20 protein-coding genes are annotated in these 20,974 nt (G+C 63.6%); 19 read left to right on the top strand and 1 reads right to left on the bottom strand.

Annotated elements, in window-relative coordinates:
* The first annotated feature begins 87 nt into the window (after positions 1 to 87).
* From SB754_RS15750 to SB754_RS15660, 19 genes are all read left to right on the top strand, one after another.
* Complete coding sequence (locus SB754_RS15750) at positions 88 to 747, top strand: hypothetical protein (RefSeq protein ID WP_410783356.1); 660 nt, start codon at positions 88 to 90, stop codon at positions 745 to 747.
* Between the two features lie 5 nt (positions 748 to 752).
* Positions 753 to 908, top strand: a complete 156-nt coding sequence (locus SB754_RS15745; protein WP_410783355.1) for a hypothetical protein — start codon at positions 753 to 755, stop codon at positions 906 to 908.
* Positions 905 to 1,228 carry a hypothetical protein gene (locus SB754_RS15740; RefSeq protein WP_410783354.1) on the top strand — a complete coding sequence of 108 codons (324 nt, stop codon included), beginning with the start codon at positions 905 to 907 and terminating at the stop codon, positions 1,226 to 1,228. The genes SB754_RS15745 and SB754_RS15740 overlap by 4 nt, the downstream gene beginning before the upstream one ends.
* Before the next feature lie 5 nt (positions 1,229 to 1,233).
* Entirely contained in the window at positions 1,234 to 2,274 is a 1,041-nt protein-coding gene (locus SB754_RS15735) for a hypothetical protein (RefSeq protein WP_410783353.1), read from the top strand.
* Between the two features lie 3 nt (positions 2,275 to 2,277).
* On the top strand, positions 2,278 to 3,813 hold the full coding sequence (locus SB754_RS15730) for a PrgI family protein (protein WP_410783352.1): 1,536 nt from the start codon (positions 2,278 to 2,280) through the stop codon (positions 3,811 to 3,813).
* 1 nt (position 3,814) lies between these two features.
* The gene (locus tag SB754_RS15725; RefSeq protein WP_410783351.1) at positions 3,815 to 5,263 is read left to right on the top strand and encodes an ATP-binding protein; all 1,449 of its coding nucleotides are present in this window, start codon (positions 3,815 to 3,817) and stop codon (positions 5,261 to 5,263) included.
* Positions 5,260 to 7,065, top strand: a complete 1,806-nt coding sequence (locus SB754_RS15720) for a type IV secretory system conjugative DNA transfer family protein (protein ID WP_410783350.1) — start codon at positions 5,260 to 5,262, stop codon at positions 7,063 to 7,065. The genes SB754_RS15725 and SB754_RS15720 overlap by 4 nt, the downstream gene beginning before the upstream one ends.
* Positions 7,065 to 7,469 carry a hypothetical protein gene (locus tag SB754_RS15715; RefSeq protein WP_410783349.1) on the top strand — a complete coding sequence of 135 codons (405 nt, stop codon included), beginning with the start codon at positions 7,065 to 7,067 and terminating at the stop codon, positions 7,467 to 7,469. Before SB754_RS15720 ends, SB754_RS15715 begins: the two co-directional genes overlap by 1 nt.
* Positions 7,466 to 7,936: a hypothetical protein gene (locus SB754_RS15710; protein WP_410783348.1), complete on the top strand. Its 471-nt coding sequence runs from the start codon at positions 7,466 to 7,468 to the stop codon at positions 7,934 to 7,936. Before SB754_RS15715 ends, SB754_RS15710 begins: the two co-directional genes overlap by 4 nt.
* A 114-nt stretch (positions 7,937 to 8,050) precedes the next feature.
* Positions 8,051 to 8,491 (top strand): single-stranded DNA-binding protein, encoded by a 441-nt coding sequence (locus SB754_RS15705; RefSeq protein ID WP_410783347.1) that lies wholly within the window; start codon positions 8,051 to 8,053, stop codon positions 8,489 to 8,491.
* A gap of 60 nt (positions 8,492 to 8,551) precedes the next feature.
* The gene (locus SB754_RS15700; RefSeq protein WP_410783346.1) at positions 8,552 to 9,679 is read left to right on the top strand and encodes an AAA family ATPase; all 1,128 of its coding nucleotides are present in this window, start codon (positions 8,552 to 8,554) and stop codon (positions 9,677 to 9,679) included.
* A 215-nt stretch (positions 9,680 to 9,894) separates the two neighbouring features.
* A complete protein-coding gene (locus SB754_RS15695) occupies positions 9,895 to 12,051 on the top strand; it encodes a S8 family peptidase (RefSeq protein WP_410783345.1) in 2,157 nt (718 codons plus the stop codon).
* Between the two features lie 14 nt (positions 12,052 to 12,065).
* Complete coding sequence (locus SB754_RS15690; protein WP_410783344.1) at positions 12,066 to 13,037, top strand: hypothetical protein; 972 nt, start codon at positions 12,066 to 12,068, stop codon at positions 13,035 to 13,037.
* Entirely contained in the window at positions 13,027 to 13,935 is a 909-nt protein-coding gene (locus SB754_RS15685) for a hypothetical protein (protein WP_410783343.1), read from the top strand. The genes SB754_RS15690 and SB754_RS15685 overlap by 11 nt, the downstream gene beginning before the upstream one ends.
* 2 nt (positions 13,936 to 13,937) lie before the next feature.
* Positions 13,938 to 14,972 (top strand): ImmA/IrrE family metallo-endopeptidase, encoded by a 1,035-nt coding sequence (locus SB754_RS15680; protein WP_410783342.1) that lies wholly within the window; start codon positions 13,938 to 13,940, stop codon positions 14,970 to 14,972.
* Positions 14,973 to 15,057: 85 nt separating this feature from the next.
* Positions 15,058 to 15,702: a multiubiquitin domain-containing protein gene (locus SB754_RS15675; RefSeq protein ID WP_410783341.1), complete on the top strand. Its 645-nt coding sequence runs from the start codon at positions 15,058 to 15,060 to the stop codon at positions 15,700 to 15,702.
* On the top strand, positions 15,699 to 16,100 hold the full coding sequence (locus tag SB754_RS15670) for a hypothetical protein (RefSeq protein WP_410783340.1): 402 nt from the start codon (positions 15,699 to 15,701) through the stop codon (positions 16,098 to 16,100). The genes SB754_RS15675 and SB754_RS15670 overlap by 4 nt, the downstream gene beginning before the upstream one ends.
* Positions 16,097 to 17,521, top strand: a complete 1,425-nt coding sequence (locus SB754_RS15665) for a ThiF family adenylyltransferase (RefSeq protein ID WP_410783339.1) — start codon at positions 16,097 to 16,099, stop codon at positions 17,519 to 17,521. Before SB754_RS15670 ends, SB754_RS15665 begins: the two co-directional genes overlap by 4 nt.
* A 186-nt stretch (positions 17,522 to 17,707) precedes the next feature.
* Positions 17,708 to 18,109 (top strand): hypothetical protein, encoded by a 402-nt coding sequence (locus SB754_RS15660; protein ID WP_410783338.1) that lies wholly within the window; start codon positions 17,708 to 17,710, stop codon positions 18,107 to 18,109.
* A gap of 10 nt (positions 18,110 to 18,119) precedes the next feature.
* Here SB754_RS15660 and SB754_RS15655 read toward each other — a convergent pair whose 3' ends face one another.
* Positions 18,120 to 20,795 carry an AAA family ATPase gene (locus tag SB754_RS15655; protein WP_410783337.1) on the bottom strand — a complete coding sequence of 892 codons (2,676 nt, stop codon included), beginning with the start codon at positions 20,793 to 20,795 and terminating at the stop codon, positions 18,120 to 18,122.
* Positions 20,796 to 20,974 lie beyond the last annotated feature (179 nt).

Below are 20,974 nucleotides of genomic sequence, written 5' to 3'. Positions count from 1 at the left end.
CCACTGCAACTCCCCGATGCGCGCCAAAAACCATCCTGAGCCGGAACGTGTAAGTGAGCGGCGCACACGAAACCGAGGTGAATCAAGATGAACAAGAAGCTGATCGCACTCACTGCGCTCCTGCCTTGCCTGGCCCTCGTCGGCTGCGCCGCCACCGCGCCCACGAGGAATCCGTCGTTCACGACCGTCGCGCCGGCCAAGCCGACACCCACGCCGACGGCGGCCAAAGACGTCATGCCCGCCGCGTCGGGCATCGTCAGCAGCGTCTGGGTGGACGTCTACCCGGGCACGACGTTCAAGGCCAAGCACGGCTGCAAATGCACCCTCCCGGACTCCCCGCAGGAGCTCTTCCCAGTCGGTACACCGGTCCTGCTGCTGAAGGTCACTCTGACGGGCAAGTGGATCCCCTCGCAGGGCAACCAGGACTTCCAGGTCGTGACCGGGACGACCCTGAAGGGAACTCAGTTCGACGGCCGACCGGAACCGGCCGTCCTCGACACCGCCGACGGACCCGCAGCAGCCAAAGCGGCAGGGGTGTCGTGGCTCCCGAGTGGGCTCTTCCACGGCCAAAGCGGTTGGACCATCCCGAACGAGAAGGGCCGCTCCTTCGCGGCCGCCTACTACCTCCCGCCCGGCGTCGACCAGCTCGAGCTGACCGTCAACATTCCCTCGGAGAGCAAGGCCAACATCCTCACCGTCCCGCTCCCCGCCTCCGCCACTCGAGCGAACAACGCGAGCGGGGAGTGATCGCCATGAACCTCCTCATCAACCTTCTCGGCCTTCTCGGCATCATCTGCGTCGCTCTGCTCGGCATCGCCGCCTCCGGCTATCTGGCGGCCCGGCGCATGCGCGAGACGAACGAACCCGAACCGTCGACCGACCTCACGGAAAGGAACACCGAATCATGAACGCACTCAACGAAGCCATCGTCACCGTCCACTCCCGCACGATCACCGCGGCCGAGGTCCCCAACCCCAGCCCAGACTTCTCCGGCCCCGGCGTCGGCGCGCTCCAGTCGATCGCGAACGTCGTGTTCGCCATCGTGCTGATCCTCGGCATCATCGGCGGCCTGATCGCAGCAGCGTTCATCGTGGTCGGTCACATCTCCAGCAATGGACGCGTCCAGAAGGCAGGCATCGTCGGCATTCTCAGCTGCGTCGCGGGCGTCGCGATCGCCGGAAGCATCGCCGGACTGATCAACTGGGGCCAGTCCCTGCACGTGGCGTGATCGCAATGTTCGCCATAGCTGCTGCTCCGCCGGACCCGTTCTCGCCGAACTATGGATGCTTCGTCGCCGACTTCGGCTGCCAAGCCTCCCAAACGCTCGCACAGTTCATGGGGTCCACGATCCGGAACCTCGGCGACTTCATCGCCACCATGATCGCCGGATCCTTCAACACCAATATCGATCAGGGCAGCTGGAACATCGCCCACTCGCAGTTCCTGTTCTGGATCGCCGTCACGGCACCGGTTGTCCTGATCGTCGCGCTGGTCCAGATTGGGATCGCGATTATCCTGCAGGACTGGGGCAGGATCGGCCGCACCGCCGCCGGTGCCGCACTCGCCATCCCGTTCTCCGCAATCTGTGTGTGGGGGATGCAGAAGGCCTCCGGGATAACCGACGACATCACACGCGCGCTCACGACCGCCGTGCAGGGCGGTGACCTGAGCCAAAGCCTGCTTCGGGTGGTGGGACTGTTCGATGCGCCAAAGCAGATGCACGGGGCCGTTATGAAGACGATGCAGTTCTCGCAAGACGGCATCATCTTCGGCATGGCTACCCAAGGCGCGCAGGGTCCGGGTGCGGTTGGCGAGTACGTGATGGCGCTGCTGGTGGTGGGGCTGACGATGATCGCCTCCCTGTTCCTGTTCATCGCCATGTCCATCCGCGAGTTCGGACTCCTCGCCCTGGCGGCGATGGCGCCAGTCGGGTTGATGATGATCGGCCAACCGAAACTCACCGCCTGGGCCCAACGCTGGCTGAACCTGTCCGTCGGGCTTCTGATCGCCAAACCGCTCGCCGCTGGTGTCGTCCTGCTCGCCGTCGAGCTAACCAAGGCCAGCCTCAGCATCGGCGTCATCCTCGTCGCTGCCGGAGCGGTGATCGCCGCGTCGTTCTCCCCGTTGTGGGCGACCAAGCTCGTGTCTTTCGCCGGTGCCGAAGTTGGGACCGCTCTCCATCACCGGTTCTCGGTCCGCGACCAGTTCTCGCGTGTCAACACCGCTGCCGCCCCGGTTCGCTCGGCCGCGCGGGTCATCAAGGTTGGGAGATAACTCATGACCACGTTCACCGCAGACCAACTCCTCACCGAGGAAGGAGCACCCCGTGTCCGCTTTGCCGCGCGTGAGCGGCGGGGAATCTTCCTCGGACTGACCTTCCTCCAGTTGGTCGTGATCGGAGGCGCCGTCGCGATCCTCCTCGGCACCCTCTTCGTCGACACCGGCGCGATCTGGGTGATGCTACCGATCATCGCGATCGTGGTCTTCTTTGCCCTCGCCACCTACCGACGCGAACCCGTCCTGGTGATCGTTGCCCAGGCAGCCCGGTACGTATACCGCAGCGTTCTCGGGCAGACGAGGTTCCGGCGCGATGTGTGGCTGCGCGTCAGCGTCGCCTCGCTCAACGTCGGCCACGCCCAGGTCGCTGCGGTGACACCTGTGGTCACTTCCAAGTTCCTTCTCCCAGGTGCGCTCGGCGACGTACAAGTCGTGCAAATCCCCGGCGCGGGCGCGTTCGTCTACAACGCCCGAGGCCGTCTCGCCTCGGTCACCGTTAAGGTTGGATCCCGGGCGTGGGCGCTTCGAGACAAAGGCGCACAGGAGGCCGCATACGACGGATTCGTGGAGTGGCTCAGTTCCTTGGAGACGCTACCGGGTGTTCGCGAGACCACCATCCGCATCCGAGTCGACCGCGCATCCTCCAACGAACTGCGCGACTATCTCGTCGCCCGCGAGAGCGAGCACGACCCTCATGTCAGCGCCGAGCTGCGGCAGCAATACTGGGCGCTGACCCAGGCCGCGTCGAAGCGGTCCATGGGGTTCACGAACTTCGTCACCCTCACCTTCGACACCGGCGTCCTCAACGGCGCGATCCGCGATGCAGGCAAAGGCCTAACCGGCCTGGGCGCCGTGCTCAAGGAGCGCGTCGCGGGAATGGAGGCATCGATGGAGCACGCACCGCTCACCCCTGCCGGATGGTTGACCTCCGATGACCTGGACGAACTCCTCGCCCTTTCCGCTGACCCGATCTCGGCGGCGACCAGACGCGAGCAAGACGCCGCCAACGGGTCGCAGCTCGTACCACCGGTGATGGGGATCGATGAAGGCTGGGACGTGATGCGCGTGGACGAGTCCTGGCACCAGACGTTCTGGGTGGCAGAATGGCCCCGCACAGACGTTCGCACTGGGTTCCTCGAACCGCTCCTCTATGCGGGGGATGCGACCCGGGTGATCACGTTGCAGGTTCGCCCGGTGGCCACGCACAAGGCCCTGGCCCAGCTGAATCGTGCCCAGTCCGACATGGAGACCGCAGCGACCATCCGGATGAAACTGTCCTCCCGGATCCCGCTCACTCACCTCAGGGAGGAAGAGGATCTTGCGGTGCGCGAGCACGACCTCGTCGACGGCTTCGGCGACGTCCAGTACCGCGGGTTTGTCACGGTCTCCGCCGAGTCCAAAGACGCGCTCGCCAAGGCACGCACTGACATCGAACAAGCCTCGCACCCAGCGCGACTGGTGCTGGCTTCACTGTCGGGACAGCAGGCCGCCGGGTTCGTTACTGGAGCGCTGCCCGTGCCATTGGAAGGGGAATGACATGAAGCGGAACGCCGTCATCGGCCGCATCCCCGCAGATCAGAAACCGGGGGCAAACGGCCGTCACCCCGAAACACGGACCGCCGACAAGGCCTCGTCGTGGAAGCTTCAGTTGACTGAGCTGCCGTCGTCGAAGATGCCGGCGTGGGGGTGGATGGCGCCGCGCAACCTGCGTGGCCCACTCCGCGCCAACCCACCGGCACACCGCTGCAGCTCGAAGGTCCTCGGCGGTGCGTACCCATTCCTGGCCGAGACCGGGGACATCCTCACCGGCGCGTACATCGGCGAGAACCTGCTCTCCCGGGCCCCGTTCTGTTTCGACCCCTGGGACGCATACTCCGCCGAAGCCGTCCGATCTCACTCCGTTGCCATTCTTGGGGTGAAAGGGACCGGCAAGTCGATGCTGGCCAAGTCGTGGTCCTCACGGCTGGCCCGGTTGGGGCGGAAGATCGCTGTACCGCACGACCCTAACGGGGAATGGGTGCGCGTCGCCGCCTACGTCGGCGGCACCTCCATCAGCGTCGGCCCCGGCAAGGCCGCACGGATCAACCTCCTCGACGAAGGCCCGCGGGATGTGGCGTTCTCGGATGAGGACTGGAACCAGAACGTCCTCCAGTACCGACGCGCCACGGTGAAGACGATCATCCGCCGGCTCCGCGAAGGCGGGAACCTAGAACCGGTCGAGCACACCGCCCTCGATATAGCCCTCGACGCGCTGCGCGGCCAGTCGACCGTCACAATTACCCACGTCTACGAGCGGCTCGTCGACCCAGACAACACTGTGCCGGTCGAGGTCGCGGATGCCGGCCACCGACTCGCTCACTCGTTGCGTCGGATGGTGTCCGGTGACCTGACTGGATTCTTCGACGGTCCCTCCACCGTCCGATTCGACGCGGACGCCCCGATGATGGTCGTCGACACCTCGGCGCTGAAGGGCGCGTCTCCGGAGGCGCAGGCCCTCGCGCGGCTCGCGACGGCGAACTGGATCCGCCGCTCGAGCTTGGGTGCCAACCGGCAGGCCCGGGTAATCATCCACGAAGAGGCCGCGGTCGAGCTCCTCAACGACGTCTCCGGCGGCGACGGCCTCGCCGACCGGGTCGAAGACGAGAAGGTCGCCCGGCACCTGGGGACGTCGAACTGGTATCTGCTCCATAGAGTCGCTGATTTGGATGCGCTGGGTGACCGCAACAGCGCGCTCCACTCCCGCGCGCTCGGGCTTCTTGCGGACTGCGAGACGCGGATCTCGTACGCGCAGCACTCAGGCGAGATCGCACGGTCGCGGGAGATTCTTGGCTGGAACGACACTCAGGCTGACCTCGTGCGAAAGCTCCACAAAGGCGAAGGGCTTTGGCAGATCGGGCAGGACCGGGTCGCGAAGGTCCGCAACATCTGCACCGACTACGAACTCGACATCTTCCGCACCGACGCCCTCGGAGGCGAACGAGCATGAGATCTCACGGCTCCTCGTGGACGCAGATTGCGCTCTACAGCCTCTTCGCGGTTGTCATCGCTGGTGCGCTGACGACCGCTGTCGCCAGCGCGGCAACCTCCGCGACCTGCGGCGGGGGAGGGCAACCGTCCAGCGTGTTTGCCGGCCTGCAGCTCGCGATGAGCGGCGACCCTACCGGGTTCGCGCTGGTACCTGGGTGCACGGCGCCGGTGACGCTGGTCCGGATCCTCGACCTTCTCGCGGTCTTCCTCCTTCTCGGTGTGGCAGCGTTGATTGTGATCTGGTGGCTTCGTTATCGCCAGTCCGATCGGCATTTCATCCATGAGCTACGCGGCCGTGACGGGCTCGCCAAGCCCGGCGAAGTCCGCAAGCACACCTCCGCCCGCACCGCCCTCCGGAGAGCCAAGACCCTCCGCCCGTCCGTATCGAATCCGACACCGTCGGCGGTCGGCTGGAGAGTCGGTCATGCACACGGGCAGGACGTCTACGTATCGATCGAGGACTCGATCGTGGTCGAAGGCGCACCCCGCTCTGGCAAGGGTTACAGATTCATCATCAACGCCATCCTCGACTGGGACGGCCCCCTGATCACCACCTCGACCCGCAATGACAACCTCTCTGCAACGATGCGGGAGCGGGCCCGTGTCGGTGACGTGACGGTGTACGACCCGCAGGAACTCACCGGCGTCCGCTCCGCCCTACGGATCTCGCCCGTCACCGGCTGTGATGACCCCCTCGTGGCAGATCAGCGAGGGCAGGCGATCATCGCCGGCACCGCTCTTGGCGCATCAAAGTCCAACCAGGAATGGGCCCAGGTGTCTTCCTCCGTCTTGTCCCGGCTCCTCCATGCCGCAGCCGTCTCCGGCCGCGGCACCGACGCACTTGCCCGATGGGGATCCAACCCGCGACTCGCGCACGAAGCGGTCAGCGTGCTGGCCAACCAGGGAACGCCAGGTTGGTCGGAAGACTTGGACGCGATCATCAACGGTGACGAGAAGCTCTTGGCCAACTCGTGGTTCGGTGTCTTCGGCGCCCTCCGGCCGCTGTCCATTCCTGCGATTCGGAAGGCGATGACGCCGGGACCGGGGGAGCAGTTCGACCTCGACGCCTTCCTGGCCGGAAGCAACAGCCTCTACCTCGTTGGCACCGGCGCCGGCGCCGGCTCCGTCGGCGGATTCCTCGGCGCCATCCTCGACGACATCGTCGAAACCGCACGTCGCAAAGCCCTCGCCTCGCCCGGCTCCCGCCTCGACCTCCCGCTCGCCCTGATCCTGGATGAGATCGCCAACATGTTCTCCTGGCCAGCACTACCGAGGATCATGGCCGACGGAGGCGGCATCGGCATCTCCACAGTCGTCGTCCTCCAGGCGCTATCCCAGGCGGAGACCGCTTGGTCGCGGTCGGAGGCCGACACGATCTGGTCGGCTGCGACCGCCAAGCTCCTCCTGGGCGGCGCATCCGATGTCGACCACCTGCGTGACATCGAGTCTCTCCTGGGACTGCGCCGGGTCCGCAACACCGGCCACTCGTACAACGACAACGGATCCTCGATCAATGTGCAGAACGAGAAGGTCCCGGTCATGACTATCGACGAGATCCGCCGCATGCCCGAAACCGTCGGGCTCCTCGCCTACCGAAACCGACGCGGGATCCTGCTCAACCTTCGCGGATGGACCGATCGCGGCGACGCCCGCCAGGTGAGCACGGGCAAGAAGCTCACCGAGGCCGACCAGCAGGTCGTGTTCGCCGAACAGTATCAAGCCGCGCTCAATCGCCGGGGATCAACGGGGGAGGAGAACTGATGTCCAACCGTCGCCGACCCAACCGGGAAAATTCCTATCGAGCCCGCTATCTTCACTCGCCCGCCTGGTTCGCCCGCCGCGACCGGTGGTTCATCGACGAAGAACGGCTTCATGGCAAGGTGCGCTGCGCCCTTTGCCTTGGCGCTGGCAGTGCACACAGCCTCGAACTGCACCACCTCGACTATCGCGGCGTCACCCAAACTCCATACGGCTGGACGGCACACGAACGCCACGAAGACCTGACCGCGCTGCATCCACGCTGCCACGAATACGTCCACCAGCTCATCGAACGCGACCGCGCCCTCTCCGGGTTCGTCTCCCGCCGCACCGCCTCCATCCAAGCCATCGCGCGGTTGCAGGCCAAGATCGGCCGATACATCGAAACAGCTCTGGATCAGCAGTGACCGATGACATCCCCCTCGATGATCTGGTTGCCTCCATCTCCGAGAGGTGGGAAGACCAAGCTCCGCGGCAGTCGCCGGGGATGCTCGGTATCCACGTGATCAACTGGCGCACCCTCGAAGACATCGACGCCCCCAAGGTCTGGACCGAGCTGCGGGACTGGGTGACCTGGTTCACCCACCGGTACAACCTCCCCGCACGGAAGATCCCACCCTGCTGGTACAAACACGGTGCTCTCGTTGAAGAACTCTCCGCGCTCCACACGGCCTGGCTCGTCTCCTACGACAGCCTCGACGCCGGCTACGGACCCATTGGCTGGCACGAACGCCTCGCCGTCGCCATCCCACGCCTGGCGACTTGGTACAACGGCGAATGCCACAACGGCCACACCGAACTCCCACAGGCCGTCGACGACGCGAGCCCGACCGAATGGGCTCACTGGATCGACGAAAGTCACGCTCGACCGTAGCCCGCGCCGTACCGGCTTTGCGCGCCGTCTGCGCGCATCTTCTGGGCTCGATCCGGAACGTGAGAGTGAAAATGCGACCCGACAAGCGGCCGCCGAAACGAAAGGAACAGAACGATGAGCACACGAGTCCCGGTCAGCATCGAAGGCAACCTAGTCGGCGACCCCGACTACGGCGAATCACAGAACGGCACTAAGTTCGCCAAGTTCACCGTCGCCGTCACCGACCGCAAGCTCGAAGACGGCAAATGGGTCGACGGCGACACCCAGTATCACCGCACCACAGTCTTCGGCCGCACCGCCGAGAACGTCCGCGCCAGCCTCGCGAAAGGCGACACCGTCATCGTCAACGGGAACCTCGAGTTCCGCCACTGGACCGACCAGGCCACTGGCGAACCCCGAGCCGCCACCGAAGTCGTCGCCGACGGCGTCGGCCCCTCTCTCCGCTACACCACCGCGGAGGTCGCTCGCCGTACCCCAAAAGCTCACGGCCCGGATGCAACCGCTACCGGGCCAAGCGTCGCGGCCCCCACGAGTGCGGCACTGACCGTCGTCTAGGAACGATGCCAAAGGGGTCGACCGATACGGTCGACCCCTTTGGCATCTAAGGTGGTAAACATGGCTGAAAGCAAGGCACCGATTTACCAAGAGGCAGGTGGTCTCGAGCGCGCGCTGATCGACTTGGTTCGTGTCGGAGCGCGCGGTCATGCTGCCGGGGTTCGTCAGCTCGCTGGTCGTCTAATTCGGGCAGTTCCGCCTTCAGTTTCCGACGCGGGGGCGTTTCGGATTGCGGTGCACGAAGCCCTCGCCCAGGCGAGCCCGTCGAATGGCCTTCGATTCGACAGCGGAGCGATCCCGACCGATGCTGAGGGGCTCCACCCGCTGGTCAACGTTGATGCGATCCCGGTTGCCGACGAGTTCGTTGCTGACGAGCGGCTCGCGATGCAACTACAAGAAGTTGTGGCTGAGCGTGAGCGTGCAGATGAGTTGGCCCGGGCAGGGGTCTCAGCGAGCCGGACAGTCCTGTTCACTGGTGCGCCGGGGGTAGGAAAAACGCTTGCCAGCCGATGGGTAGCGCAGCAGCTTGGATTGCCGCTCGTGACACTAGATCTGGCATCGGTTGTGTCTAGTTATCTGGGGAGCTCGGGGCGGAACATCAAGTCAGTTTTGGAGTTCGCGAAGTCGGGACGATGCGTGCTGTTCTTGGACGAATTCGATGCCGTTGCGAAGCGTCGTGATGATGACACTGACATTGGCGAGCTCAAGCGGATCGTCAACGTAATCCTTGTTGAACTTGATCGGTGGCCGGAGACCAGCTTGTTGATCGGAGCGACAAACCACCCTCAGTTGCTTGATGAAGCGATTGATCGTCGTTTTGATCGCGTCTTGAGGTTCCCGCTTCCCGGGCATGCGGAGAGGCTTGCTCTGCTACGTAACGCAGGTCAGGGCGAGGTATCTGGCGAGGTGATCGATTTGGCGGCAGCGATGTGGGAAGGGTGGAGTCATTCGGTGATCATGCGCTTCTGGGAGCTGTGCCGCCGGAAGTCGGTTCTGCACGATGCTGGCTTGGAGCATGTGGTGGTGAGTGAGCTGATTGAGCAGTTTCCGACTAGCGAGTTGCGGAACTCAGTGTGGCGTCACGCTCATGATCGTTTGGGCATGTCTAATCGAAGGATTGCGGCGCTTGCAGGCGTCAGCCATCCGACGGTTGCCACGGGCATCCGGCAAGCGAAGGAGACGGAGTGACAGATATTGGGGGGGTGGGCAGCGTTGCCCGCCGGTTGCTGTTCAATGGGGAAGCACTTCGACTTGAGGTGGAGCCAGCTCCATCCGGGGGAGGACCGAAGTATGAGCCTTTCACCCCGGAGCAAGCCCGCGAATGGCTCCTTCCTCAGATACGTTCTGCACGGGCGGAAATTGCGGAGCTCCCGGATTACCTCCGCGCGTCGGACCGCGTCTATGTGGAGGCCAAGCTCCTACCGAACTACATCGCCCCTTCCTATTACCCTGAAGCGCTCCTCGGATTCATTGGCGCCGTGCCCGTGGGTTCCCGTGCCGACACGGGCACCCTTCGAACCTCGTCGAAGGTGAAGCAAAGCGGCACGCGACGTCTGATACTTGCAGTGGACGACGCAGCGCTGGATCGTTTGGAAGAGCTAGTCGACACCCACGGCTCTGGCCGCAGCGCCCGCCAGGCGTTCGAGCAGATTCGACGCCTCGAGGAGTTCGCGTCGCCCGCACTCAGCACCGTTCTGCGATCAGACCTCGGGGATGACACGACTGGAGATGAGTCATCGGTATGGGAGGCCGTGCTCCATCCACGCGCGGTGCGGTCTGGCGAGCCCGTCCCCGTCGACGATGACGCTTTGGAGCGGTGGATCACCTTGGTGGAATCGCGCGGAGGCAGCGTGCATACCGAGTTCCTTCGCCAGGTAGGCGGCCTTACATTTATGCCGATCCGTGCGTCGCTCACAGAAGCCCCAGAGCTTGCGCGGTTCAACCCGTTGCGGGTGCTACGGCCGATGCCTGCAATACGACCACGCCCACGATTCGGGCTTCGAAGCGGGAGCCGTGTGATCCCGCCCGCGACTCATGGCGCGCTGGCCGATGTGACCACCGTGGCCGTGTTCGACGGTGGGGTGCATCACAGTGACGACTCGGGCCTGTTTCCGATCCCAGTTCTCGATTTGACCCCGGAAGTTGCCGACGCAGACGATCTCGATCACGGGACTGGCGTTACGGGGGCCGTGCTCTACGGGCTGCTGGCGGCCGGCGGGCAGGCACAGCAACCACCGTTGCCCGTCGAGAGCTTCCGCGTCATGCCCCCTCCGTACGATGCGGGTGACCTCGACGGATACTGGATCCTCGATCGGATAAAGGAGACCCTGGCCGAGGGCAAACATAAACTCGTGAATCTCAGCCTCGGGCCAACGCTCGCGGTTGAAGATGACATGGAGCCGAACCGTTGGACTGCCGAGTTGGATCAGCTTGCGTGGGAGCGTGACATCGTCTTCGTTGTCGCAGCCGGCAACGATGGAAACCAGCACCCGGAGACCGGCTTGCATCGAGTACAAGTCCCGGCGGACATGGCCAACGCCGTGTCCGTTGGAGCATGCGATGCGCCTGCTCCCGACCGTCCCTGGGCGCGAGCGCCCTACTCGTCGATGGGACCCGGGCGACCAGGAAACCGTATCCAGCCCCTGGGCGTTCAGTTCGGCGGGGTGGATGACCGCATGTTCGACGTGCTGCGCGCCGACGGGAGTTTCCTGGAAGCCAGCGGAACTAGTTTCTCGGCACCGGTCGTCACGCACGCGCTCGCAGATCTCGCAACGCGGCTTCCCCGAGTCAATAGCAGTGTGCTTCGTGCGTTCGCTGCTCACTTTGCCGAACGTCACCGGGCCTATAAGGCCCGCCAGGATGAGCTGGGTTTTGGGCGTCTCCCGCTTTCCTTCGCGGACGCGCTGGACTGCGGACCTGATCAAGTCCATGTTCTATTCGTCGATCAGATCGCACGAGGCGACATTCTCGGCTATCAGCTCCCGCTGCCGCGCTCATTCTCGAGCGAGGCAAAGATGTCGATTACGCTCGCCTATGCCTCCCCCGTGGAACCTACTCAGCCCACCGAGTACACCTCCGCGTCTCTGGAACTCACACTGCGGCCGAACCGCAACATGTTCCGATTCTCGCCGTCCCAAGGATCGTCAGAAAAGGCGAGGATTGCCGATCTGACTTCAGCCGAGGCACGAGCGTTGCTTACTTCCGGGTGGACGAGCGGACAGGAACCGGTGACCAAGACTCTCACTGGCTCCGCAAGCCTGAACGAGTCAGACCTCCGCGATTCAGGCAAATGGGAGACGCTCCGACACCACCGGGTGAGCTTCGCTGCCGGTGAGGTCGACGATGCCCGGCTAGAAGTGCGATACGTCGCACGCCGGGCTGGCGCCCTCGACGGATCGCCCACCGAGGTACCGTTCGCGATCATCGTTTCGGTGTCCGATCCCGCTGCTACGGGCACACTCTATGACGATGTGGCAGCACAGTTTGCGGCCCTGCGTCCCGTCCAGCGCGTTGCCGGCCGAGTTCGACTGCGTGGCGGTCGCCAGAACTCTTGGTACTAGCGCAGCAGGCGAACATGAGCACAACTGCTATTCGGGACGAAGCGCTCGCCCGCGGAACCCTCGGTCTCGCCGCGCTCGAGATGATGCGTGGCGTCTTCAGGAAGCAGCTACGCCGATTCCCAACCCTGCGGGATACCGATACGATCGATGACTTCGTCAACAGCTTCTTCGAAGAAAAAGGTGCTGGATACGTCAATGTCGTCACCACTCTTCCGGATGATAGGGCCGCACGGCGGGAGACCCACAAGTGGGTTGAACGTTGGCTTATCGATCGGGCGCGTAAGCAGCCCTGGGGGGCACTGCGAAACCGGCTGGAGAAGCGGCTCGAGCGCAGCCCCCTCTTCAATCCGTCGACCGTGGCTCACTACTGGTACCTTGCCGATGGCGACGACATCGACTGCCCGGTGACCGATGGCGAACTCCACTCCATCGCGGCTAGTGCTCCAGTTGAGATCCTGCCAGCGGCCAGTGATGGTCCTGTGAGGTTGGGCCGTGCGGGACAGCTCGAAGAGATGCTTCGAATGCTGCTCACCGCGGCGGGCAGGTTGCACATCAGCGACCTCACCCGCATCTGCGCGGACCGGTTTCCCTCGCTGCTGGAGACAGGAGAGGCGCTCGAAGCGACGGTCGACGCATACTGGGACATCTTTGAAGACACAACACCCGCGCGCGACAGTGCCGCTGTCACCGACACGAAGCTTCGTGACGAGCGCCTCGCCCAACTCCTCCTGCTGCAATTGACTGACCACGAGCGCGCTGCAATCCGTCTCGGCATAGACGCAGCGGCGCTCGCGAAGGAACTCGGAATAGGCAGGACCAGCGCCTACAACATCATCCAGAAGCTCCGAGCTCGACTCACGGAACTGGCAGGCGATAGCACCCGAAGCCGAGAGGTGCTTGCGGCACTGCTGCGTCTCGTGCTGGACAGTTCGTCCGCTGTCCCGTCACAAGACAGTATAAATATGGAGGACTCCAATGTCGTCTGACGCCTCCGAGCGGTGGCTCGCAATCTCCGAACGATTCCCGATTGGCCCCAAACGGCGAAATGGCCTGCTCCGAAGCACTGAATCAACCGAGGATGTCGTGCCCGGGCAACTGCGTCAAGCGTACTGGCAAGACGCCATCGTCGCCGTGGTGATTGACCAGGTCGACGACGACGCCGCTCAGGTGCTCGCCATACCGGCCACCCTTGAACCCGGCGTTGAGAACGACGCGGCCATCGTTATTGAAGACGTCGCCAGTCCGCTTCATGGACCCATCACAATCTGGCCAAGCAGCCGAACATCTATCCCTTTCGCGGCGCTCGGAACGACGATCGCAACGCTACCAAAGCCGTTACGCCGAGTTGTTGACGAGGCCATGACCGGAGAAACCGGGGCAAGAGGTGTACGCCGAGGGCGGGTAACATCTGCGCTTGGTTCCGGCAACGCCCACGCCCTCGCGGATCTCTTCGACGCGATCGATGTGCTCCAGACCGCACCAAAATTGCAAGAAGCTGCCGCGTCGGTTCCGACACACCAGCTGCAGATCCCACTGGAAACCATCATGAGCAGCCTGCAGGTGCCGCAGCCGCGCGCCATGGCGATCCGTCTAGGGAAAGAGCCACTAACCCTTGACGAAGCCGACCGCCTCTCCTCTACCACAGAAATCCCCGTCGAGCAGATCCTCGATACCGTTGTGCCGCTGCCGGCTGACCTTCAGCGTGAGTTGCAGGAACCTCGGTGGCGTGATCGGATCCGTGCTCGAGCCACCGACGGCGACGAAGACCGCGCCCGAACGCGCTTGGGCTACGAGGTATATCAGCTCGCGGCCCGGGAAACAGGCCAGGGGAGGGAGCGTTGGAGGCAGCGCCTTCAGACAGTTCTCGCGACTGGCAGCCGATAACCATGCGCAGCACCTTCGATGACACACCCGCCCAGGTAGAGGCGATGATCAGGGTATGGGAGTCGCGAGGTGGGTCGCTGGAGGATCTCACGCTCGACGCTTTCATGGCATTGCAGCAGCGCGGCGATCTCGCCGTTCTGCGGGTGCCCGAATTTGTTCCTCCGGACTCGCAGTTGAACTGCTCGGTCGCTGGTGGGTACCGATGGGAGCCGCCGACACTGGTCGTGACGGAGTCGATGTCTCGCCGTCGTCAACAGTTCACGCTTCTGCACGAACTCGGCCACCACATCCAGAAGACTGACATCGAACTGGGAACCAGGGTTGTCGAGCACCGCGAACCAGAGGCGTTTGAGGACGCCTGCTGTGACGCGTTCGCGGCCCAGGTGCTGTTGCCCGACGACCTTGTAGATGGACATATTTCTAGTCGAGGGCCAACAGTGGGCGCGGCGACGGACCTGTTCGAAGCGTCAAATGCGTCGCGAGCGGCTATTTGCGTGCGGCTCGCGAACAGCCTCCAATCACCGGGCGCTGTCATCGTTCTGAACGACGCGGGCAACGTGACCTTCGCCGCCGCCCGCGGGGGACTCTATCCTCCTGCGCGCTACAGCGATCAGACCGAGAACCCACTTGTTAGAGCAGCTCTTGAAATGGGACATGCCGACCGCACTATCGTCCGCGATGACGGACAGATCTGGTACCGCGACGGTCACTCATCCGAGCGGCTCTATGGGCAGGCAGCGTGGGCCGGAGACAGGCTCTTCGTGATTATGGTCGCCTATCGCGCGCCCTGGCTATCAATGTCTCCGCCTCGGGACGGTACCGCCCAGTACACGAAGGACCGTTGGGACCAATGCGAACACTGTCAGCAAAGCTTCGTCATCGGGTTCATCTGTCGCGCCTGTGGGCAGCCCCGCTGTCCAGCCGGCCACTGTGGGTGCACCGCAAAGGCCGAGAAGACATGCACTGAGTGCTTCCTCCAGAAGCACAACAACCACTTCGCCCCCGGCTCGGACGTTTGTCTGGACTGCGCGAGCTGATGGTCTCGCGGACGATTCGGGAACTGTCCCGTCTCTAGCTACTGAGCGGGCAAACCGGCCCGCCACACAGCAGAGAGGAGCCCCCATGGGCCCCCAGGACAACAACCGAATCTACATCGACGGCGAACCGATCGACGTGCACAAGCGGCACCTAACCGGCGCTGAGCTGCGCACCCTCGTCACCCCGCCCGCGGGGAACCTGTGGCTCGACGTCGCCGACGCGCAGGACCATTCCATCGAGCCGACTGAGCAGGTAGCGATCAAGCACGATATGCGGTTCTTCACCGACCGGTCGCGCACCATCTACATCGACAAGACACCGTATGAGGTACGCACTGCCGTGCTCACCGTGACCGAGCTGCGCGCTCTGCCCACACCTCCGGTACCGGAGGACCACGGGATCTGGAAGGACATCCCTGATGACCTCGACGACCCCATCGCAACCGGTGAACTGGTCGAGATCGCGAACGGTGACCGCTTCTTCACCAAGCTCCTTCCCCAGAAGGACATTCACGTTACGGTCAACCGCCGTCCGGTAACCGTCCGCGGGGCCTCGCAGACCGGGCTGTCGATCAAGGAGAGCGCGATCGCCCAGGGCGTGCCCATCAAGATCGACTTCCTTCTGTCTCGCAAGGCCGGCGCGAAGTTCAAGCCGATCGGCGACGACGAAAGCATCCGTGTTCACAACGAGGACGAGTTCCGCGCGAACGACGGGGACGACAACTCGTGAGCACGACGACAACTACCGCGACTGTCGGCGAAGCGATCGAAGAGCTCCGCCAAACGTTTGGCGACGCCGTCGTGACGTCCGAAGACGACGGCACGGGCGGAGCATGGGTCACAATCGACCCCGTTCCGCTCGGGCCGGCATATGCGCAGGAGACGTCATGGATCGCCTTCCAGATCACCTTCCCGTACCCGGAAGCCGATGTGTACCCGCTGTTCGTGCGACCCGACCTGCATCGCAAAGATGGCGGCTCTCATGGCGAGGGCTTCCAGGCGGTTACCTGGGGACCTCATAATCGGCCAGGAACGCAGCTGTCGCGACGCAGCAATCGACTCAACCCCGCGATCGATACCGCAGCGACCAAAGTTCTGAAGGTACTCAAGTGGCTGAGCGAACAGTGAACAGCGACTGGTCGGTCGTAATCACCGGGGAACAGTGGGGCCACTTGCGCGGCCACCTGTTCCCCGGTGACGGGGACGAGCACGGCGCGATCCTGCGATGCGGGATCGCGAGCAGCCCTCGCGGCACCCGGCTCCTAGTCCGCGACGTCGTGCTCGCCTTGGATGGCATCGACTACGTCGCAGGAATCCGCGGATATCGGAAACTGACCGCCGAGTTCGTCGCCGACAACATCGACACGTGTGCGCGAGAGAGCCTCGCCTATATCGCGGTTCACAATCACGGCGGAATCGATAGCGTCGATTTCTCGGGAACAGACATGGGATCGCACGAGCGCGGATATCCAGCGCTCTTGGACATCAACGCCGGCGTACCCGTCGGAGCCCTTGTGTTCGCATCCAATGCTGTGGCCGGCGATATCTGGACCAGCGACGGAAAGCGCCACTCCGCCAGTCTTCGCGTCGTGGGACGACCCCAGCTCTCCCTCACTCGAGAGCCTGTGCCGGCCAAGGTGGCAGACCCCACCTACGACCGCCAAGCCCGTATTTTTGGCGATCGCGGGCAGGCGATCCTCGCCAGCTCCAAGGTTGCTGTTGTGGGGCTCGGCGGCATCGGCTCCCTCATCGGGGAATACCTCGCCCGACTCGGTGTGGGCGAACTCCTTTACATCGACCCGGATCGGCTCGATCCGACCAACCTACCCCGCGTTGTCGGCGCGCGTCGCTCAGACGTAGTGCCCCTTCTCCAAGACGAATCGCGCCCACGGTGGGTGCGAGCGCTTGGTGCCCGTTTCGCGACGCAGAAGGTGAAGGTTGCCGCCCGAGTTGCGCGTCAAGCATCCCGGAAGGTGCAAATTACGACCGTGGCGCGCTCGGTTGTCGAAACGGACGTTGCCGCACTTCTGACCGACTGTGACCACATCTTCCTTGCGGCCGACTCGGCGCTCGCTCGTCGATTGGTCAACTCGGTCACTCATCAGTACCTCATACCGAACACCCAAGTCGGCTCGAAGGTCTCGGTCATCGACGGCCAGATTGCGGACATCTTCTCCGTCTCCCGGATGAGCATTCCTGGCAGCGGATGCTTGCAGTGCAACGGTCTGATCCCTGCATGGAAACTTACGGAAGAAGCCACCAGTGATGTCCAGCGACGCCGCCAGCGCTACATCGAGGATGACGACATTCACGCGCCCAGTGTGATCACCCTCAACGCTGTCGCTGCGTCACGCGCGGTCGATGACTGGCTCATGACTATTGGAGGACTCACGCAATCGGGAGCGAGTGCAGATCATTGGGTCTCCTACCACCCGCTCACCGATGAGGTCATTGAGCACGAGCCCGCAAAATCAACTGGGTGCCCCCATTGCGGTCCGAACCGCTTCGCCCTTGGGGACCGAGCACAGCTGCCTACGAAGCCATCATGACGATGAGTCAGCCGCATAAGGATTGCAGGCGCCGATCACCTTCCCTAGCCATCCGCCGAGGTCCGGGTGTCGGGTTTCCCTAGCTACGGCCGGCACCGGAGGGGGTCGGCGAGAGGGAGGCACCACGTCGCCGCTGAGTAGCGACGGGGATAGATCAGAGTCTGGGGATTCGGGCAGACTGGTGCCGTGGACGCCATACCGCCAGCACCAATGCCGTGGGGAGCCTCGCGCACCGAGGCCATCGAACTGTGTCGACAGTGGATGGCCTTCCTGGGCGCAACAGACACCGTCGTGGCGCTCGGAGATGAAGGTCGTGTCTGTGATCTCTACAGCGCCCACTTTCTTGCGTGGGTAGACAATCGACAACGAAATTTGGATGTCGAGATGGTGGAAAGGGTCGCCAACGTGGCCGCTGAGGACCGGCGGCGCCCCGTGATTTTCGTTCCTGGGGGAGTGCTTCCGACCGCACAAGATCGGGCGGACCAACTCGGAGTTGCACTTCTGCGCTTTGATGCACGCAATGGCGACCTCGATGGTGCGAATTTCGTCGGTCGTCGGCTACGAGCGAGCGGACTTGTCGTCGGCTAGGCACGCCCGCTCAACGAACAGCTGGTCCTCGCGAATACTTGGGGGATTTTGCCTGAATCGGGCCAGTCTCAGGTAGAGCAGCACGGCTAAGTTCCGTGCGAGCAGCAAAGCGCGATTTGTCGATGGTTTCCTCAATGACCTGCCGTTGCATCGTCTCTACGAGTTGAGACTTGGCGGCCGCCTTGGTCGGAGCAACGACAACAGCCATATTGTTCTCCTTGCCCCGTGTGAGGCCGACGTAAAAGCCTGCCGCGTCCACACCGGGTCCCACGAACGACAAGTCTGTCGTCTCGCCCTGCACCCCATAGACCGTCGTGGCGTACGCCAAGTGAAGATGCGACTCCGCGTATTGATGAGTGATCTTCCGGAGATCCGTCGAGTCGCTCGCCGAGGCGAGCATCACATACTGCGCCGTGACGCCCTTTACCACCCAGTTTTGGCGGTTCTGGACGTCGGTCGCGGTGTCGTTCCGACGGGTCTGGACGACGTCGCCGACGAAGATCTGCTGGCCAGTCTGTCCAGACACTGCCTCCCGTGTGTCGACGGTCCCGTTTGCGGCCCGTCGACTCTGGATCTCCTCACTTATCGCCTGAGCTTCGGCATGAGTGGCCGTGACTAAGGCGATGGTCTTACGGTTGCGAGCGGCGTCGAACCAAGCTCCGACCATTACATCCCGAGCCTCCAACTCCGAGTTAGCAAGGACGACATGGCCCGCACGAACCAGTTCGTTTGCGGCCGCCTCCGCCTGATCGCGGCCCTCGGACCTGCGCAACTTCAGACTCAGATCGGCCCACGCCGGATCTTTGAACCGATGGACTGTTAGAAGCTCGACTTGGCGAGTGGCTCTCCGCCAGAACAACGCCATAGCGCCCGAGTGCCCAACTGGGAGAGCCTGGTACTGATCGCCGACAAGGGCAACACTCGCCCCCGTCCGACCAACAATGTCGAGCAGAGCACTAGCGGCCTCCATGTCGAGCATGCCGGCCTCGTCGACGACAATGCGGTCGCCAGATCGAATCCCGATACGGGGACCCACATACTGGGCTCCTGTGGTTGGGTCAGTGTCTCCGATTTGGAGGCACGACCACTCGGTGGCGCCAGCGCGGTTGTTGGTCCACCGCCATCCGTAGTCGTGGAGTAGCTGGTGCAATGATGACGAAGCGCTCTCGGTTTCACGACCCGCCACGGCCGAGGCCTTTTTGGTCGGAGCAACGATGATCATGTTTCGACCTCGGCGACGTAGCGCAGCACCGGCCACCTTGAGCATTGTCGTTTTACCTGTGCCCGCGGCTCCAGCGACTGCGACGATTCGGTCAGTACCCGCAATCGAGGAGGCTCCTTCCAGCTGTCCTTGGTCGAGTGTTTGCGCTGGTTCGATCGCATCGGCAACAGCCGTGATTTCGGCAACGGCAACGAGTTTGCCCGGTGACGCAAGGGACTCCGTTCGTTGGGCGATGGTGGCTTTCAGCGTTGCGGTCGAAGTCGCCATTCGCCTCTTAATGTGCTCAGGGATATTCGTTTCCGACAAGAGCGTGACTGTGTACGTCCGCATCGCGAAGGAAGTCACCTTGTCGATCACGGCGGCGAGCTGTGTCCGATCGGTCACTACGCCAGATGCGGCGAGAGCTCGGATCGCTCCCGCGCGAACGTCCATATCGCTGAATCGCGCTCCCGTTCCCGCCGAGCGGGCGTCCGCATCCACGATCGCCTTCGCTGCGAGGAGCTCGAGGTCGAGATCCTCGATGGCCACCGACCGTGCCACCACCTCGCTCCGTGGCTGGCCAAGCTCCGGATCAGCGTTCAGGAGTTCGGCCATCACAATGGACGCCCACTCGTTCTCATTGAGTTGGCTCGGCTTGTTGGGCCGCCCGGCTGCCCAAGCCCACTGATCGACTTGGTTCAACACGTTAGGAGAGGGCTCCTCGTCCGGATGCTGCTCCTTCCACTGACGGAGGTGTGCGGCCTTGTTCGCTTCGATCTGCGCGGACCGCTTAGACAGCGGCCGCACCAGATGCTGCAGCTGTACGATCTCCCCATCTGCGTTCAGCGTGAACCCTTTTGCCGCCAACGCCGCGATCCATGCCGGGTCGGTTCGGGACGCGAGGTCGCCTTCAGCGTTGACTATGTTCTGGAAGCGCAGAACAACCCGGGTGTCGACGTTCGACCACTTGCCATCGAGGCCCTTTACTCTGACGTTGAGCCAGAGGTGGCGGTGCTTGTGCGGGTCCAGCGACCGCGACCGTTCGTGACGCAACTCCACGACCTCGATCCGGGCAAGGTCCTCACGGATCGCGCCCTGCTTGCCGCGGCGGGCGTTGAGCTCGGTCTGCCACAGCTTGATGATCCGGTCCCGGAGTCGGTCCTGGAGGTCTTCGTAGGCGTCGGCCAACTCCGGGTCGAGCATGGCGGCGATCGAGAACGACTTCGGTGCGTTGATCGTCGCATCCAAGATCAGATCTGCGACAGGAGATTCGAGGTCTCGGCCTCGACGCTCGCCGGTCAGTGGGTCGAGTCCGTCGACCCAATCCTTCAACTGGGAGCGAGTGAGCAGGTCGTCACGGATCGCACCGTGCTCCACGATGTACCGGGTCATGACCGCGTCCGCGTAGCCGACAGCGGCGAGTGCGCCGTCGGCGGTCTTAGCTGTCAGGGTCGCGTCGCAGACGCCGCCGAAGGCGTAGTGCACCGCCTGCTTGACTCCTTGGGCAGCTTGCCCGCGCTTCCAGCGCGCCACTCCACCTCTCACATTTACACGTTCCGGTTGCGCGCTCATTTTGGCGCGCACGGTGCGCGCACATCTCGAAGTGTGATGTCTCAGGACATCGGAAGCGAAAGTGTCTCAGGACATCGGAAGCGGTCGGTGTC

It is taken from the genome of Leifsonia sp. SIMBA_070, assembly GCF_046534635.1.
Lineage (GTDB): Bacteria > Actinomycetota > Actinomycetes > Actinomycetales > Microbacteriaceae > Leifsonia.
Note: the sequence above shows the minus strand (reverse complement) of the source record. Positions and strands in the feature narration are given on the sequence as shown.

Coding starts and splice junctions, on each gene's coding strand:
- SB754_RS15750 (WP_410783356.1), top strand. CDS start 88: ATGAACAAGAAGCTGATCGCACTCACTGCGCTCCTGCCTTGCCTGGCC.
- SB754_RS15745 (WP_410783355.1), top strand. CDS start 753: ATGAACCTCCTCATCAACCTTCTCGGCCTTCTCGGCATCATCTGCGTC.
- SB754_RS15740 (WP_410783354.1), top strand. CDS start 905: ATGAACGCACTCAACGAAGCCATCGTCACCGTCCACTCCCGCACGATC.
- SB754_RS15735 (WP_410783353.1), top strand. CDS start 1,234: ATGTTCGCCATAGCTGCTGCTCCGCCGGACCCGTTCTCGCCGAACTAT.
- SB754_RS15730 (WP_410783352.1), top strand. CDS start 2,278: ATGACCACGTTCACCGCAGACCAACTCCTCACCGAGGAAGGAGCACCC.
- SB754_RS15725 (WP_410783351.1), top strand. CDS start 3,815: ATGAAGCGGAACGCCGTCATCGGCCGCATCCCCGCAGATCAGAAACCG.
- SB754_RS15720 (WP_410783350.1), top strand. CDS start 5,260: ATGAGATCTCACGGCTCCTCGTGGACGCAGATTGCGCTCTACAGCCTC.
- SB754_RS15715 (WP_410783349.1), top strand. CDS start 7,065: ATGTCCAACCGTCGCCGACCCAACCGGGAAAATTCCTATCGAGCCCGC.
- SB754_RS15705 (WP_410783347.1), top strand. CDS start 8,051: ATGAGCACACGAGTCCCGGTCAGCATCGAAGGCAACCTAGTCGGCGAC.
- SB754_RS15700 (WP_410783346.1), top strand. CDS start 8,552: ATGGCTGAAAGCAAGGCACCGATTTACCAAGAGGCAGGTGGTCTCGAG.
- SB754_RS15690 (WP_410783344.1), top strand. CDS start 12,066: ATGAGCACAACTGCTATTCGGGACGAAGCGCTCGCCCGCGGAACCCTC.
- SB754_RS15685 (WP_410783343.1), top strand. CDS start 13,027: ATGTCGTCTGACGCCTCCGAGCGGTGGCTCGCAATCTCCGAACGATTC.
- SB754_RS15680 (WP_410783342.1), top strand. CDS start 13,938: ATGCGCAGCACCTTCGATGACACACCCGCCCAGGTAGAGGCGATGATC.
- SB754_RS15675 (WP_410783341.1), top strand. CDS start 15,058: ATGGGCCCCCAGGACAACAACCGAATCTACATCGACGGCGAACCGATC.